Below are 16870 nucleotides of genomic sequence, written 5' to 3'. Positions count from 1 at the left end.
GTTACACAAGACTGTCAAGCCGCTCCCTGCGCGGCTCGCGGGCGGCGCCTACCAGCTTGCGGCGATGTATTTCGTTTCGAGATATTCGAGCATGCCGTGGTGGCTTCCCTCGCGGCCCAGACCGCTCTGCTTCATGCCGCCGAACGGTGCGGCAGCGTCGGAGACGACGCCCCGGTTGATTCCAACCATGCCGCTTTCCAGCCGTCCGGCTACCGCAAGCGCACGTTTGAGCTCGCCGCTGAACACATACGACACCAGTCCGTATTCGGTGTCGTTGGCCATGTGAACGACCTCGTCCTCGGTTTCAAATACAATGACTGGCGCAACCGGCCCGAAAATTTCTTCGCCAAGTATTTCAGCGTCAGCGGAGACGTCGGCCAGCACTGTTGGCGGATAGTAGAATCCCTCGCGGTTCAACCTGCTACCACCCGTAACCAGGCGAGCTCCCTTGGCAACGGCGTCGTTCACCAACCGTTCCACCTTGGTGACCGCGGCCTCGGTGATAAGGGGCCCAAGCTGCGTATTCGGAGCCAGTCCCGGTCCTACTTCGAGTGCGGCCATCTCCTCCGCGAAACGCCGGGTGAAGTCAGCCAGAATCCCCTTTTGGACATAAAAGCGGTTCGCAGCAGTACAGGCCTCGCCCCCATTGCGCATCTTGGCAACCATTGCTCCAGCCACAGCAGTCTCAAGGTCGGCATCGTCGAATACAATGAAGGGTGCATTACCGCCCAACTCCATCGAACAACTGACAACTTGATCCGAAGCCTCGCGCAGCAGTGCTCTGCCGACGCCTGTCGAGCCGGTAAATGAGAGCTTCCGTACCCGCTTATCATGCAGCATGGCGCTAACAACGGGTCCGGCGTTCCTCGTTGTCACGATGTTGACCACTCCAGCCGGAACGCCTGCCCGCTGCATAATTTCACCAATCGCGAGCGCGGTGAGAGGGGTCTCCGCGGCCGGCTTCAGGATGCACGTACAGCCCGCCGCCAACGCGGGAGCCATTTTGCGTGTCGCCATTGCTGCAGGAAAGTTCCAAGGCGTAACCAAAACTGCGATACCAATCGGCTCATGGCTGACGATGATCTGATTGGCGCCTGAAGGCGCAGATCCGAATTCACCGGGTGCCCGCACAGCCTCTTCCGCATACCAGCGGAAAAATTCGGCCGCGTAGGCGATCTCCGACCTGGCGTCCGCAAGTGCCTTGCCGTTTTCCACGGTGATCAGTTGCGCCAGCCATTCCGCTTGTTCGAGCATAAGGTGAAAACACTTCATCAACACGTCCGAGCGACGCCGCGGGGAAGTTGCCTTCCAATCCGCAGAGGCCCTCTCAGCCGCGTCGACCGCCGATATTCCATCGGCGATATCGCCATTGGAAACGGTGGCGATTACACCTGCGGTCGAAGGATCGATCACTTCGAAGGTCCGACCCCCTTTTGCGGAGATCCACTGGCCGCCGATGAACAGTTGTGTAGGAGCGTCCCGGACTGCCTTGGTCACGTCCGAAGAGAAAGGAATTGATTCTTGTGCGGGAGTTGGGTTCACGTTCAGCACCATTCGCTACCAATCGGGGTTTAACATGCGATCAATATAGGATTGGTTTAATCATTGGTGTCAAGACAGATCAATTTGGTTGCAATAATAATTTCCGAAATGTCATGAGCGCTGCATTGACGGATCTGATCGAGGCAGTGGGTCTAAGGCCGTGGAAACCATTCGGACCGACGAAGGGGAAACGGTGCGGGCTATTCGCTGGGAGGGGTTGAGCGACCTGCACATCAGCGCCACGGTGAATTTGTCCGTCGATTTGGTTATCGCTTCTCTCGCCCACGCAAACTGACCCCGAGCCGGTGCCTCGAGAATGCTCCAGCGAAGACGGCTCGCCGAACGGCGCCACCTAGAAAGAGAAACGCCGTTGCGTGCTTCGCGGTTCTGGCGACGACGAAGGGTCCTCCTGTCGCCTCGCACATCGAATAGATGATCGGGATGAACCACGGCATGCCGGAATAGAACGGCACAGCGTTGGGGACTGAATCGAAGTCGAAGGCGGACCGCGCTCGCTCCTCGTCGCCGAGGATCTTGAACGCCGCCTTCTGCCCAACCAGCGCCCCATGCGATACTGGAGCCACAAAAGCCAGTCGCATAGACTGTGTTGCCGGATGAAAACATACTCGCTCTGTCGCAATGATCCCTGCGGACCGGGACCGGCCGACGACGCAGCCACGGATCCAAACCATCGGTGGATCCATCCCTGCAGACAAGTAGAGTTCTGGCCAACACCTCTCCGCGCTGAGCTTGTGCGCACGCCACCGGTTTCGATGACGGGCCTTAAAGCTCCGGTCTTTTCGTGAATGATAGCAGTCGACGAGCCGGGCGACCGCAATCTGAGCTGAATTCGACTGACGCTGCCTACAACCTCGATATTTCGCTCGGATTCACGAAGGAAGCGGTCAGCTTCAATGTCTGCGAGACGTCACCCCCAAGTCTGCTCCGCTGCGGAACTAAACGGGCAACCGAGCGACCTGCGCCATGAGATCGAAGGTTCAATACCCAGGCCTCTGGCACCAATCGCAAGAGACTGGACTGCCCCGCGTTCCTTTCAGAAGGCGCGTCCGTTTGTACGCTCAGGCTCGGCGGTGAAACCGTCGGCTATTCCATGTGTCGCGAGTTCGGGCGCGGCCATCTTGTCGGACCGGTCGTGGCAATCAATTGATCAGGATGCGATCCACCGCCGACAGGAATTGCTCGAGATAGCCTGTCCTTCGGAAGAAAACGCTGAAAAGAGGCCCGATTTCGGCACGCAATCCGGCAACAAGCCACTAAGCTTTGATCCAAAGCCATCTGCCGTGCCCCGACAGGATGCGTATCAATGCCCAGAGAAGCTCTCAAGCCCAGGTTCCCATAATGAAAGCCTTTGAAATTCTCGAACAGCTGGTGGCTTTTCCCTCCGTCGTTGGTCAGGCGAACGGGGCAATCGTCGAATGGGTTCGCGCTTATGTCGCGCGGTTCAATCTGGAGGTGACCATTCTTCAGGGGCCGGAAGGCGATCGCTCGAATCTTTTCGCAACAATTGGCCCGAAGAACGTCCCCGGCTATGTCCTCTCGGGCCACATGGACGTGGTGCCGGCCAACGAACCGGAATGGTCGTCGGATCCCTTCGAGTTGCGCGCGCAGGCTGATCATCTCTACGGTCGCGGCACCTCTGATATGAAGGGCTTTCTTGCAGCAGCACTCGCCGCCTTGCCGGAACTCGCATCAAGGCAGCTTTCGCAACCGATCCATTTTGCCTTTTCGTACGACGAGGAAGCGGGCTGCCGCGGCGTGCCGCATTTAATCAAGCGCCTTCCCGAACTCTGCGCTAAGCCCGAAGGCGCGATTATCGGTGAACCGAGCAACATGCGCGCGATCCGCGCCCATAAAGGCAAGGCAGCAGCGCGCGTTGAAATCCGCGGGCGCTCGGGCCATTCGTCGCGACCCGATCAAGGCTTGAATGCCATCCACGCCATGGCGGAGGTGCTGGCTGACGCAGCCGCCGGCGCCGGGCGTCTCGCACTTGGTCCTTTCGATCCGGCTTTCGACCCCCCTTACTCCTCGCTCCAGGTCGGTACGATCAAGGGCGGCCAGGCCGTCAACATCATTCCCGATCTGTGCAGCGCCGAATTCGAAGCGCGCGCCATTGCCGGCGTTTGCCCCTCTGCACTGCTAACCCCGATCAGAGAAAAAGCCGAGAGCCTGCGAAGCCGGGGACTGCAGGTAAACTGGGAGCTGATGAGCGAGTATCCAGCCTTGTCGCTTGCGAAAGATGCACCACTCGCGCAACTGCTGAAGGATTTGACGGGGCAGGAGCTGCTTGCGGCGGTCAGCTACGGAACCGAAGCTGGTCTCTATCAGGAGGCTGGGATCGACGCGATCATCTGCGGCCCTGGCGATATCTCGCGCGCCCACCGGCCGGACGAGTTCATTCTTGTGGATGAGTTGATCGCCTGCCAGTCCATGATCGAAACGCTCGGCGCGAGGCTCTCCAGATGAAAAAGACGCACACCGTGACGGGCGCGGATGCAACGGCTCCACAAACGAGAGAATACAGATGACGTTGCTCTTCAACTCCGACGCCGAACGCGGCCGTATTTTCCGGGAAGCGTTTGCCCGTGAGCTTCCGGACCTTCCCTTTTCCATGGACCCGGCAGCCGTCGAACCTCACGGCGTCCGTTACCTGATAACCTGGACGGCGCCGGAGGACCTTGACCGATACTCCAATCTAGAGATTCTCTTTTCAATCGGCGCCGGCGTCGATCAATTTCAGATCGACAGCCTGCCGGAGAGCGTGAAGCTGGTGCGCATGGTCGAGGATGGGATCATCCGCATGATGCAGGAATATGTCACGCTTGCGGTGCTGGCGCTGCACCGCAATCTTCCGGCCTATCTCCTCCAACAGAGAAACCAGAAATGGCAAGGCATTCCGCAGGCGCAGGCAGCCAGCCGGACGGTCGGCGTTCTCGGCCTGGGCGCACTGGGCAGTGCTGTACTCGAGCGCCTGAAGCCCTTTGGATTTTCGCTGTCCGGATGGAGCCGCAGCTGTCGCGAAATCGAAGGTGTGGCCACCTATAGCGGACAGGACGGGTTGCACGATTTTCTGAGGGGCGTCGATATTCTGGTCTGTCTGTTACCATTGACGGAAGAAACGCGCGGCTTCCTGAATTCGGATCTGTTCGGCATGCTGCCGATCGGTGCTAGTCTCATCCACACCGGACGCGGGCCGCAGCTCGATCATGCCGCCTTGGTCGAAGCTCTTGACAGTGGCCATTTGGCGAGTGCGGTCATCGACGTAACGGACCCGGAGCCTTTACCGCCCGGCCACGTCTTCTGGTCGCACCCGAAGATCATTCTCACCCCCCATGTCGCGAGCGTCACCCAGGCGGAAACGGCGGCAAGCGCCGTCATCGACAACATCAAGCGCCACCGCTCGGGTCTCGATCCGATCGGCCTGGTAAATCGGACCCGCGGCTACTGATCTGACAGTCAACCAAGAAAGGTCATCCATGACTCTGCTGAAAACCATCGACACCAATCCTGCCGCCGTGCCGCGGGAATCGAAGCCCCTGCCGGAACGCCTCATCAGCGGCGACCCGTCCTTCAAAACCTGGCCACAGGACGTAACCCGCGACGAGATGATCCACACTGGCGTCTGGGAAGCGACGCCAGGCGAGACGCGCTCGATCAAAGGTGAGACGTTTGAGTTCTGCCACATCCTGTCCGGCATCGTTGAGATCACGCCCGACGATGGGGAACCGACGGTTTACAAGGCGGGGGACAGTTTCGTCATGAAGCCCGGCTTTACCGGTGTCTGGAAAACCATTGAGACAGTCCGCAAGATCTACGTCACCATCATGTGATATGATCCTGGGGTTGTCCCAGCTCTTGGAACGGCGGCCACGCATGCTCATGCGTCATGCCGCCGCTTCGTCGTAACTCCCCGACGGCAACTGTCGCGCTGCCGCCAGAAGTTTGAGCTGGCGAGCTTTTTAAAACGGCGTTTTCGTCCGTCTGCGTCCGGGATCGGAAAGGTTCCCCGCCGCGAAGCTTATCTCGCTTATCGCAAGTGCGGGCTCACTAGCCTTTAAGGATAACCAATGACGACCTACAAAATTGCCCTTCTGCCGGGAGACGGTATCGGCCGCGACGTGACCGATGCGGCTTGGGCGGTCCTGGAAAGAGCAGCCGATATAGGCGGCTTTTCTTTGGCCAGGACCAGCTATCCCTGGTCCTGCGACTATTACCACCAGCATGGCACGATGATGCCCCCTGATGGCATAGAAACACTGAAAACCTTTGATGCCATCCTGCTTGGCGCGGTCGGCTGGCCCGCGAAAGTGCCGGATTCGGTCTCGCTGCACGGGCTTCTCCTGCCCATCCGAAAGGCCTTCGTCCAATATGCCAACGTCCGCCCACACCGGCTGCTGCCGGGCGTTCAAAGTCCGCTTAAGGCGGACGCCTTCGACATTCTCTGCATCCGCGAAAACACCGAGGGTGAATATTCCGGCGCCGGCGGGCGTGTTCACCAAGGCGCTGACAATGAAGTGGCGATCGAGACCTCGATCTTCACCCGCAAGGGCGTAGAGCGCATTTTACGCTACGGCTTCGAGCAAGCGCGTGCGCGGCGCGGTAAGCTTGCTTCCGTGACCAAGTCCAACGCGCAGAAGTATTCTATGGTGTTCTGGGACGAGATCACGCAAGCGCTTGCACGTGAGTATCCAGATATCGAGGTGACAAGCTATCATATCGACGCGATGGCCGCCCGCATGGTCATGGCGCCGGAAAGCCTCGACGTCGTGGTCGCCTCCAACCTGTTCGGCGATATCCTGACCGACCTTGGCGCCGCTATTCAGGGCGGGCTTGGTTTCGCCGCCTCCGCCAATATCAATCCGGACCGATCGGCGCCCTCCATGTTCGAACCCGTCCATGGCTCGGCTCCAGACATCGCCCATCTCGGGATAGCCAACCCGATCGCCACCATATGGTCGGGCGCGATGATGCTGGATCACCTTGGCGAGAAAGCCGCCGCTAGCAATGTCATGACCGCGATCGAGGCGACGACTGCGCGCGGCATCGGCGCCTTCCCTGGCAAGGACAAAACAGAAGCAATCACCACAGCAGTGCTTTCGGCGCTCGACTGACTAGAGAAGAGGCCACGAAGAACGAGCTGAAGGACACCAGCCTGTTTCGCGAGACGGGCTCGGCGGCGGCGAATGGCACGGCGCAGCGGCGGGACACACATTCGAGGTCATCGACCCGGGTCCACAAGGCGATCTCGGCGCCGTTCCTGACATGGATGGCAGCGATACCCGCGCGGCGATGGATTCGCTTGCCGAACTCATGTCGTGGAGACCGCACGGGCTTAGCTTGTGCCGATCGGTTTGGGTGACTTTTCGCGAATAGCTGAGCGGAGCCTCCGGCTGACAACGCTGAAGGCCGCTCGCTATGCGCCGGAGGCATTATGAGCGATTTTAGTTCAACTCGCTTCCGCCAAAAAATCAGGAACTGCGCGACAGCGGCATGCCCGCTTGATGTCCTTCCAGGCAAGCCGAGATCGCCCGCAGTTGGAACTCCAGCGCGGGACCTTCTGCCGGGAACCGGCCGTCCAGCGCAGAGGTACCGACGGTAAATCCCGCTGCACCACTCCTGCGGATAGTCTCGATCTGATCCGGCCCGTCGACCGATCCCGCAACGATAATGGGCTTGGGCACGGCCCGGCACACAGCGTCGATGAGAGATGGCACATTGCCTGGCGAACGGTAGGCGAGAAGGTCGAGACCGGCAACACCGGGATGGCTGGCGAGCGCGACTGCACTTTTGACGATCTCGGCCTGGGATCCTTTGAGAATGCTCGGGTGCCCGACGATGCGGCCCGGGAACGGATAGTAGCGGATAGGCGTCCTTTCCAAAAGCGGCAGCACGTCTTCGGCATGGGTGCCACCGAGAAGATAGTCGACGCCGAGCTCGATCGCCGCCTTGACAGAGAGGATCTCGCTGTCGCGGTCGAGCGATACGACTTCGAGATAAGTGCTGGCTCCCCCCTCGCGGATCTGGCGGGCAAGGCTGGCAAGTGCTTCCAGCGGCAGGCCGACGTCCTTGAAGCCGATGTGGCGGATTCCGGCCCGGAGCGCCGTTTCGGCGTGGACCGGGGCGTCGGCCACGGTGCGGTCGTTGCGCGTCAGCATGAAGATGAAGTCGAATTGTGTCATGGGGTGTCGGCTTTCAGGTTCGGGAGGGAAGCTTTCAGGCGAAGAGCGTAGTCGAAAGCGGTCTCAAGGCTGGAGGGATCGGCAACGCCGGTCCCCGCGATGTCAAAGGCGGTGCCGTGATCGGGACTGGTGCGCACGAACGGTAGGCCCAGCGTGACGTTCACGCCGTGGTCGAGGCCCATGTATTTGACTGGAATGAGGCCCTGGTCGTGATACTGCGCAACCACGATGTCGAAACGACCCTTGCGGGCCTGCATGAACACGGTGTCGCCGGGCCATGGGCCGGACGCGTCGATGCCTTCGGCACGGGCCGCCTCGATGGCCGGCCTGATGATGTGGATTTCCTCGTCTCCAAAGAGGCCGCCTTCGCCGGCATGAGGATTGAGGCCCGCGACAGCGACGCGCGGATGGGCGATGCCGAGGGCCTGCGCACCGGCGTTGGCCAGCCGGATCGCGTCCATCTGTGCCGCGAAATCGCCTTTGCGGATTGCCTCGGACAGCGAACAATGGACGGTGACGAGGACCGTGCGAATGTCCTCGTTGGCCAGCATCATGGCGACCTTTGGAGCGCCGCCGTGATCGGCCAGGATTTCGGTGTGGCCGGGATAGTGCAGACCGGCGGCGGCGAGCGCTTCCTTATGGATCGGAGCCGTGACGATGCCGCCCACGCGCCCGTCCCGCGCCAGTCGGATCGCGGCGAGGATGGCGTCGAACGCCGCGCGTCCACCGATGGCCGAAACCTGGCTAACCGGTGGCAGGGTCCGGAGCTGGGATGAGCAAAGCACGTTGAGCGTTCCGTCCTCGAACAGGGTCTCATCGAGGGAGGCGATCGGCCGGACCCGCACATCGGCATCCAGCCCGGAAAGGGCGTGGTTCATCACCAGCGCATCACCGACGACGATCCAGTGCCGTTTGTCCGGGCGGCGGAGGTACATTTTTGCAATGATCTCGGGGCCGATGCCGGAGGGATCGCCCATGGTCACGGCGAGAGGAGCGTCATGGGCGGTCATGGATGAGAGCCTTTCCTGAAAGCGGTTTGGCAAGCAGGTCGCGGGCGGCATCAAGGAGTGCCGAGGGTGAGCCGAACCCTCCCGCCTTCATGGCGATGGTAACCGACGTTCCGTCCGCCCGTTCGGCGCGGCCGACCGGAAAGCCGGGCGCCAGCTCCTCGGTGAGAAAGAAACGGCTGACGCCGAGGCGGTCGAGGATCGCCGCCATCGTCTCGCCTCCGGTGGCGATCACCGTATCATAGTCATGCCAAACGACCGCTGCGGCTGCTTGTCCGGCGAGCTCCGCCATCACCGCGCTGGTATTTTCCTGCCGTTGCAGCGGTGACCGAAGGCAAATCACACGGGTGTCACCTGGAGCGTCGGCCACGTCGGTGACGACAGGAACGCCTTGTGCGCGCAAAGTCTCGCATTGGGCGTGTGTCACTGGATTGGCGCTTCCTGCGACGATCATCACGCGCCCGGCGGCTTTTTCCGTTACCGAGTATCCATTTGGCACCGTAGGGATCAGCGATGCCAGCGCGACGGCGAGACCGGGAGAGCCCACCCACAGGACAGTCTCAGGATCGGGGATGCCGGCGACTTGCCGGTTCAGTACGTCTTGACTGTCGGCGTCGACAATCAATATGGATGCGGTCGTCGCCGCATCGCGGGAACTGTCGGGGGCAAGAATGATCGGTCTGCCCAGGGACGGTTCGATGAGATCAGCAATGTGCGATGTGCCTGCGGGATGGACCGGATCACAGCCGTAGACGCTTTCACTCACGGGAATGCCATTCACCTTCTGGATTCCGCCGACAGTGAGCCGCCCCGCTCCGGGAAAGGCCGGAGCGATGACAAGCCGGCTTCGGCCGCTTGCGCGAAAGGCGGCGGCGACTTCCACGCGGATATGGCCGCGCAGGGTCGAATCGATCGTCTTGAACAGAAGGCGGGCATTCGAGAGGGCCGACACAGCGTCGGCCGTAGCCTTTGTCGCCTGCCAGATGGCAGAGGCGCGGCTGTTGGTGTCGATCGAAACGACGGCCCCAGTTTGAGGGCCGTCGATTTTCCGCTTGATCAGAGGCGTATGGCCTTTTCCAAGAAAGGCCGCCGCGCCGTCGGTAGCACTGGTCAGGTCGTCGGCGATTATCCCGACGAGGAGAGATGTGGTCTGCTTCATGTTGGTGAGGATAGCAGAACGGTCAGAACCGATTATCCATATGATTTGACATTTGTTGGTGATATGAGATCACCAATGAAACGATCTGACATACCTTCTCTTGACGATCTGCGGGCCTTTGAAACAGTGGCGCGTCTGGGGTCTGTGCGTGCAGCGGCGGCCGAACTCGCTCTGACGCATGGTGCAGTCAGCCGTCGCGTCTCCAAACTTTCCGCCGATCTTCGTCTGCGCTTGCTCGAAGCAGACGGACGCGGAGTGCGTCTGACTTCCGATGGCGAGAAGCTGGCGGAGGCGACGGGCAAGTCGTTCAGCCTAATCACTGATACCTTGGCAGAAATCAGATCCAGCTCGACGCCCATTCCGATCATCCTGTCCTGCGAGCGCTCGCTGGCGATGCGCTGGCTGATTCCGCGCCTGTCTGGGTTTCAGGATCGATACCCGGATGTTGAGGTGCATTTGTCGACCGGCGGCGGTGGGCTCGACTTCGCGCGTGACCGGGTGACGCTTGCGATCCGCCGTCTCGATTTTCTGGTGGACCCGGACTGGACCATCATCAGGCTAATGCCCGAGCGTGTTGGTCCGGTAATGCTGCCATCCCTGCGCCAACGGTTCGAGAGTGGCGACTATGTCGCGCTCGGATCACGGACGCGACCGAATGCTTGGGAAGCGTGGTTCGACGAGCACATGGATGCGCCGCGTCCTCGAACGACCCGATTGCTGGATCATCATTTCCTGATGGCAGAAGCGGCCCTGGGTGGTCTTGGCGTTGCTCTTGCACCACAAGCGATTGCAGCGGATGACGTCGCGAATGGGAGATTGGAAGCACCACTCGGCTTTGATTGCGACGGGACCGACTATGGCCTGATCCATCCGAAGTCGATCATTGTTTCAACCGGCCTCTCCGCATTGCGAGATTGGCTGACCGCAGAGTCCGAGATAAGTTTAAGAAAATATAGCAAAGTCTAGGAACGGTCACGCGCCAAAATCGTCGCGCAGGACCCCCAATAAACATTAGACTTGCGCGACTGAGTTTTGCAAAAAAGCATTCTTAATCAGTAACTCACGCGACCACGCTGCCGATCTCGAGCCTCGAGACCGGCCGCCCGTGGGAGTTGACGGCCTCGCGATGGAAACCAGGAACGCCCGACAACGGCAGGTCCGATCCCACCAGTGCATTTTCGGCCACTTGGGTTGAGCTCGTCGTCCAGGCAGGCGGGAGCTGCCCACGGCTAACGCAACAACGAGCAACGAAACAGCGATGTCGTCGCTATTCGGCATGGGGCGCCGTAATGATCAATTTTGAACAAAGCCAGCAGAGCGGCTGGGACCGGCAAAACGATTGTGCAGGTGGTGCCAAGCATCGTCTGGCTTCCTCGGACTGGTGCAGTTCGAAAGTCTCGTATGAGGCAGCAGTGCAAAACGTCGTGCTGGTTTTGCGGTGACCAGGCGAGGCCTTCTGCCGAATGGCCATGCACTTCGGCACATTCTGCCACAGGCAAAAAGCTATGCTCGGTTCATAGGGTAAATTGACAGGAGCCAAGGACATGGACCGCTTCCGGCCGAAATACGTGACTTTTGATTGCCACGGCACGCTTATCAATTTCCAAATGGCCGAAGCCGCTAGGGATTTGTTCGGTCATCTTCTGGATGGGCCGCGCATGGATGAGTTCGTGAGAAACTTCCAAGGCTATCGCCTCGATGAGGTGTTGCAGGACTGGAAGCCTTATGCAGATGTCGTTCACAACGCACTGGAGCGCACCTGCCGCCGCAACAACGTTGCATTCCGTGCCGAAGACGCTGAAACGATCTACAATCGCATCCCGAGCTGGGGACCACATCAGGACGTACCGGAGGGATTGGCTAAACTGGCCAAGGAAATTCCGCTGGTTATCCTTACGAACTCCATGGTGGCCCAAATTCCATCGAACGTGGCCAAGCTCGGCGCGCCATTTCATGCCGTCTACACCGCTGAACAGGCAGGTGCCTATAAGCCGCACTTCAAAGCGTTCGAATATATGTTCGACATGCTGGGATGTGGCCCTGAGGACATTACCCACGTGTCCTCGTCGTTCCGACACGACCTGATGTCTGCCTATGATCTGGGGATCAAGAGCAAGGTCTGGGTCAATCGCGGCCATGAGCCCGCCAACCCCTTCTATGAATATGCGGAAATCCCCGACGTGACGAAGCTGCCGGGTGTTTTTGGACTCTGAAGGCGAGAATGGGTCCTTGCAGAGCACGGCCCCATCCTTGCGCACGCTGCCACCGGTGCTGTCTTGACACCGCAAGGCATAGAAACTGCGGGTTTTCTTCGCCGGAGCTCCGTCTTTCGCAACACGAGAACAACCATTCCCAACAGGCAAGGATCTTTCGAATTGCGTGCTCCTCGTGATCTAGTCCCCGATAGAGCAGGTCAACTCAATGGCTCTATGCCAGCGGGAGCCAACCATTTGCCTTACACAGCAGCTTCAACGGAAGCCAATTTTCGCGCCGCCGCCGCCATCCTGGCCAAGCGGCCGGGTTGCTCTGAACCGGACTTGTCGGCGGCCTTGCTGAAGCGGCACTACGGATTGACGGGATCATTGGCGACATTATCCTCTGAGGTAGAGCGCACCGTTGAAGTCACCGTGTCGGACGGCAGCCGACTAATCCTAAAGACGTCGACAACACCAGAGGCGGTCGATAGCTTTCGTTTCCAAGCCGGCGTTATGGCTGGATTGCAAGGAGCCGCGGGCTTCGTTGCACCCGAAGTGCTCCGCACGAGCAACGGCGCATTGATGTTTGAGCAAGAGGGAATATGCGGGTACTTGCAGACTCGCCTCGAAGGTGTTCCGCTGCACCACGCGACGCCAACGCCCGATCTGCTTTTTCGAGCTGGCAGTGCTCTCGCGCGGCTCGACTTAGCTCTTGATCTGGTCAGTGTGCCCGCGGCCCACCGCCCCATTCTTTGGCACGTCGGGTGCTGGTCGCGGCTGATGGAACTAGAGCAATACCTGCCATCCAACATCGTTGCAGATAGCGTACGCGTCGCGATGGGCGAGTATGTGGAGTTTGTTGAGCCGCAACTTTCGAATGTGGCGTGGCAGGTAACGCATAATGATCCCAGCCCATTCAACATGATGGTGACTGACCAGGGAATGGGTTTCATCGATTTTGGCGATGGCTGTTGGAGTCCCAGAATCCAGGATCTTGCGATCGCCGCAAGTCACGTCGTAAAGGATCCGACCTTTCCTTTGGGTGGGGCCGAGCATCTTATTGCCGGCTATGCCTCTGTCATTCCACTTTCGGCGCTGGAAGCAAGACTGCTCGTCGCACTGATGCGGGCGAGACAAGGCGCATTGATCCTAGTCAACTACTGGCGGTCCTACCTTTTTCCGGCCGACGCTCAGTACATCAAAAAGAATGTCGCGCGTGCCGAGCACGGCCTTGCTATCCTAACGCCTCTTGGTGTCGCAGCGGGCGAGGCGGCGGTCCTCGCGGCAATGTCGTCACTCCGGTCGTAAACGCCATTTCGGTTCGCTCGGCCGGACGGTCGCCAAAAAAAAGACGACCAAAGATTGATCAAGCACTCTTGTAAGCAGGCAAAAGCACATGTCGACAGATCTCATGCCAAATCGCTACATACCCGGCGAAGCTGACCTTCCCGGACGCGAGTCCGAGCTAATTGCTCGCCGTGACGAAGTTCTTGGGGCCTCTTATAGGCTCCAGTACCGCCGGCCAGTGCACTTCGTTCGCGGCGAAGGCATGTGGCTCTACGATCCTGACGGGCGGGCATATCTCGATTTCTACAATAATGTGCCGTCTCTCGGCCATTGCCACCCAGAAGTAACCGCCGCAATGGCTGAGCAGGCGGCACGGATAAGCGCCAACACGCGCTATCTCGAGCCAAAGCTCGTCGATTACGCGGAGCGATTGGTTGATACCTTCCCAAACGAGCTCGATCGGGTTGTTTTTACTTGCACGGGAAGTGAATCCAACGATTTGGCCCTGCGTATCGCGCGATTTGCGAGCGGCAACGAAGGCGTGATCGTGTCGAACTATGCGTATCATGGCACTAGCGCCGCTACCGCCGCTGTTTCCCCGAATTTGGGAGACGCGGTCAAGCTCAGCCCGTTCGTGCGCATGGTACAGCTACCCGGGCCAGCGGGCGTGCCGGAATCACAAGCCGCGGAATTTTTTGAGGCACAAATTCGGTCGGCCATCACGGATCTGAATCGTCGTGGCATCGGTGTTGCGGCCCTCCTCATCGACAGTATCTTTTCCAGCGATGGCGTATGGGTAGATCCTCCTGGTTTCATTGCGGGTGGAGTTGCGGCAGTCAGAGAGGCAGGTGGTCTCGTCATCGCCGATGAAGTTCAACCGGGCTTTGGGCGGACTGGCGAGCATATGTGGGGTTTTGAGCGGCACGGAATCGTTCCGGATCTTGCCACCCTCGGCAAGCCTATGGGCAACGGATTTCCAATTGGCGCTGTCGTTGGTCGCAGAGCACCGATGGACCAATTTGGTGCCACTTCTCGCTATTCAAACACTTTTGCCGGCAATACAGTTGGAATTGCGACGGCGGACGCTGTGCTAACGATCCTGCAGCGCGACCAGATCCCCGAAAAAGCGCTTGCCATGAGCCAGCGCCTCCGAGCCGGGCTGGAGAAACTTGCAATGCTGCCCTACGGCATCTCCGGCATTCGAAACGCAGGTCTATTCTTTGGCATCGATCTGGGGCTGGATGGCACAACGCCGGCAAGCCGGCGAAGCATGGCTTTGAATGTCGTGAATGCCATGCGAGACGACGGCGTCCTTGTTAGCACGACGGGCGCCAATGAGGATACGCTTAAAGTGCGCCCTCCGCTCGTTTGCCAAGCCGAGCATGTGGACCAATTTCTTGCAGCCATGGAGCGCGCCCTCATCAAAATCGCAGGCTAGATGGGCGGCGTTGCAAAACATGCTTGTTGCGCCATCTGATTCGGCTGTACTCGCCGCAGGTTTTTAACAAGCGATTTCAAGTCAAAGCCTGGCGACCGCGCCAGTTGCACATTCATGGCCGCAGGCCGCCTTGGCGAGGCGGCTAATGCGCAGGACAGAAGTCATTCATATCGCCGGATTATATCGATCGCCTTCAGGACCAAGATCGATGTCATCTTGGCGCCCGCAGCCAGACAGTCGCCGCGTATCCAATCGACTATCTGTTGGTTTGGCGGGCCTGACGACCGAGACAAACGCAATGAGCTTAGCGAGTATTCATGTCGGACCAAGTTGCCTCCAAAGTTGACCAGATGCTAGCGAGCTTAATCGGACGGGAATCTCCTTGCCGATTTGAGCGATCGTTTGGCGAAAGATTTCGAATATACCTGAAAAACAGCGGATTCTACCGACAATTGCGTGCGATAATTGCGCCGCGGGGAGCGCAGATACTACAGTCGCAGCCCTGCCAGTAATGTGGCAACCCGGCAAATGGAGCGATTAACTCAAATGCCTAAGTCAGTGCGCTTGAAGTCATTCGAATTGGTGGCGCGAGACATCAACGATGTCGATGTCAGTCTGCTCCACGCGCTCTCCCTAGGTGTCGGTTGGCCACATCGCCCCAAGGACTGGGACTGGCTGCGCCACGTCGGCCGAGGCATTGTTGCGGTGGATGGTATAGGCCGCGTTTTCGGAAGCGCAATGTGGTTCCCGTACGGAGACGATTTCGCCACCGTTGGCCTCGTGATCACCACGCCGCGCACCCAAGCGCAAGGCAACGGTCGATGGCTCATGGACCAGGTATTTGAGCATTGCCGGGGCCGCAGTTTGAGCCTGAACTCTACCCAAGCCGCCTATCGACTCTATCTGTCCCTGGGCTTTACCCAGGAGGCAACGGTATACCAATATCAAGGCGAGGTCGGCCCGATGATCCGAGAGCTGCCAGAACCAAACGGAGAGCTGACAGAGCCCTCCGCTGCCCCCGTGGATGAGATCATAGCGCTGGATACGCGGGCATTCGGGACGAGCCGCGAAAGGCTGCTCAGGCTGCTCGCAGAAGTTTCATCCATTCGTACAATGCGACGGGACGGTCAACTCGTTGGTTTTTCGATGTGCCGGGAGTTCGGCCGAGGCCATGTCGTTGGCCCCATCGTGGCGAGCACTGACGACGACGCACTCCAACTCACCGCCGTGCATCTCAAGGATCTGACAGGACGGTTCGCCCGCGTTGACACACGAGAGCCGGGTCCACTGACTGAATTCCTTCAAGACAGTGGCCTTGAACTTTCTGAAACCGTCACCACGATGTCAAAAGGGCGCAAGTTTCTGAACCGAAAAGACAACGAGCCCTGGGTCTATGGCTTAGCAGGGCACGCTGTCGGATGAGGTTCCAGCGTTCATCTCCAGGAATTTCAAAGGCGCGCTGAATTCAGAGCCCGATCAGTCGGGATGGCGAAGGTAACCGCGCAACACGTCCCTCGGCTCGACGAACCCTGTCGAACCCGGCCGCGGCTGCAAATGTCACGGTCAGATCGTGCCCAATAACCTGATAGGCCACCACCTCGGGAATAACTAGTTGACCTTGCCTGGCATGATGGACGAACCAGGCTGCACCGCTGGCAGCCGGATTTCGCCCAATCCGGTTCGGGGGCCACTCTAAAGCAGACGCAACTCATTGCAGTTCTTCGAAAGCTTGCCAGCAATGCGCTTGAGGGCGCTCGAGAAGCTCACGAACGCGCTGGTATCGGATGTTGGTTGGATGAGGTCGGGGCAAGGGAGAGCTCTTCGCCGCTCAACTCCGACAACACTGCCCGTCCTGATCGCCTTCGCGCCCATGTTTACCTGGCGGAAGAGGCGGGCGGGCCTCATCAAGGCGGGCGATATCCTCCCCGATCGTGGCCGCAAAGCCCGAAAAATTCCTGACCGATGCCAGCGATCGGGCCAGCAATATCCTGCGATCTGCAGCACGCCTGGCGCAATTGCGTCGTCGAGCACGACGACAAAAGGCG

The 16870-nt window shown here is 59.4% G+C and carries 14 protein-coding genes and 2 pseudogenes; 10 read left to right on the top strand and 6 right to left on the bottom strand.

The features are described 5' to 3' along the window. Positions 1-48 precede the first annotated feature (48 nt). On the bottom strand, positions 49-1554 hold the full coding sequence (locus tag RGR602_RS03230; RefSeq protein WP_039843914.1) for an NAD-dependent succinate-semialdehyde dehydrogenase: 1506 nt from the start codon (positions 1552-1554) through the stop codon (positions 49-51). A 254-nt stretch (positions 1555-1808) separates the two neighbouring features. Beyond that, on the bottom strand, positions 1809-2141 hold the full coding sequence (locus tag RGR602_RS03225) for a hypothetical protein (RefSeq protein ID WP_039843913.1): 333 nt from the start codon (positions 2139-2141) through the stop codon (positions 1809-1811). A gap of 407 nt (positions 2142-2548) precedes the next feature. On the opposite strand from RGR602_RS03225, the pseudogene RGR602_RS40000 reads away from it, so the two are divergent. From RGR602_RS40000 to RGR602_RS03205, 5 genes and pseudogenes are all read left to right on the top strand, one after another. Continuing rightward, a pseudogene (locus tag RGR602_RS40000) lies at positions 2549-2726 on the top strand (GNAT family N-acetyltransferase); the annotation flags it as partial. Between the two features lie 175 nt (positions 2727-2901). After that, entirely contained in the window at positions 2902-4026 is a 1125-nt protein-coding gene (gene argE, locus RGR602_RS03220) for an acetylornithine deacetylase (protein ID WP_039843912.1), read from the top strand. 58 nt (positions 4027-4084) lie between these two features. Beyond that, positions 4085-5008: a 2-hydroxyacid dehydrogenase gene (locus RGR602_RS03215; protein WP_039843911.1), complete on the top strand. Its 924-nt coding sequence runs from the start codon at positions 4085-4087 to the stop codon at positions 5006-5008. Between the two features lie 28 nt (positions 5009-5036). Then, a complete protein-coding gene (locus tag RGR602_RS03210; protein ID WP_039843910.1) occupies positions 5037-5390 on the top strand; it encodes a cupin domain-containing protein in 354 nt (117 codons plus the stop codon). Positions 5391-5627: 237 nt separating this feature from the next. Then, positions 5628-6671, top strand: a complete 1044-nt coding sequence (locus RGR602_RS03205) for a tartrate dehydrogenase (RefSeq protein ID WP_039843909.1) — start codon at positions 5628-5630, stop codon at positions 6669-6671. Between the two features lie 357 nt (positions 6672-7028). Here RGR602_RS03205 and RGR602_RS03200 read toward each other — a convergent pair whose 3' ends face one another. Genes RGR602_RS03200 through RGR602_RS03190 form a run of 3 tightly spaced genes read right to left on the bottom strand, consistent with a single transcriptional unit; the run spans position 7029 to position 9905 of the window. Beyond that, the gene (locus RGR602_RS03200) at positions 7029-7739 is read right to left on the bottom strand and encodes a beta/alpha barrel domain-containing protein (RefSeq protein WP_039843908.1); all 711 of its coding nucleotides are present in this window, start codon (positions 7737-7739) and stop codon (positions 7029-7031) included. Next, complete coding sequence (gene pdxA, locus RGR602_RS03195) at positions 7736-8749, bottom strand: 4-hydroxythreonine-4-phosphate dehydrogenase PdxA (RefSeq protein ID WP_039843907.1); 1014 nt, start codon at positions 8747-8749, stop codon at positions 7736-7738. Before pdxA ends, RGR602_RS03200 begins: the two co-directional genes overlap by 4 nt. After that, complete coding sequence (locus RGR602_RS03190) at positions 8736-9905, bottom strand: four-carbon acid sugar kinase family protein (RefSeq protein ID WP_052451479.1); 1170 nt, start codon at positions 9903-9905, stop codon at positions 8736-8738. Before RGR602_RS03190 ends, pdxA begins: the two co-directional genes overlap by 14 nt. A 45-nt stretch (positions 9906-9950) precedes the next feature. On the opposite strand from RGR602_RS03190, the gene RGR602_RS03185 reads away from it, so the two are divergent. The 5 genes from RGR602_RS03185 (at position 9951) to RGR602_RS03165 (ending at position 16247) form a co-directional block, all read left to right on the top strand. Then, positions 9951-10871 carry a LysR family transcriptional regulator gene (locus RGR602_RS03185; protein ID WP_223843970.1) on the top strand — a complete coding sequence of 307 codons (921 nt, stop codon included), beginning with the start codon at positions 9951-9953 and terminating at the stop codon, positions 10869-10871. A gap of 578 nt (positions 10872-11449) precedes the next feature. Continuing rightward, on the top strand, positions 11450-12118 hold the full coding sequence (locus tag RGR602_RS03180) for a haloacid dehalogenase type II (protein ID WP_039843905.1): 669 nt from the start codon (positions 11450-11452) through the stop codon (positions 12116-12118). Positions 12119-12355: 237 nt separating this feature from the next. Continuing rightward, positions 12356-13408, top strand: coding sequence for a phosphotransferase enzyme family protein (locus tag RGR602_RS03175; protein ID WP_223843969.1), 1053 nt, complete (start codon positions 12356-12358; stop codon positions 13406-13408). Between the two features lie 88 nt (positions 13409-13496). Continuing rightward, entirely contained in the window at positions 13497-14825 is a 1329-nt protein-coding gene (locus RGR602_RS03170) for an aspartate aminotransferase family protein (protein WP_039843904.1), read from the top strand. A gap of 546 nt (positions 14826-15371) precedes the next feature. Further along, positions 15372-16247, top strand: coding sequence for a GNAT family N-acetyltransferase (locus RGR602_RS03165; RefSeq protein WP_039843903.1), 876 nt, complete (start codon positions 15372-15374; stop codon positions 16245-16247). Positions 16248-16362: 115 nt separating this feature from the next. On the opposite strand, the pseudogene RGR602_RS39600 reads toward RGR602_RS03165, so the two are convergent. Beyond that, a pseudogene (locus RGR602_RS39600) lies at positions 16363-16625 on the bottom strand (lyase family protein); the annotation flags it as partial. Positions 16626-16870 lie beyond the last annotated feature (245 nt).

This window comes from Rhizobium gallicum bv. gallicum R602sp, from assembly GCF_000816845.1.
GTDB classification, from domain to species: Bacteria; Pseudomonadota; Alphaproteobacteria; order Rhizobiales; family Rhizobiaceae; genus Rhizobium; species Rhizobium gallicum.
This window is presented reverse-complemented; position numbering and strand designations above follow the sequence as displayed.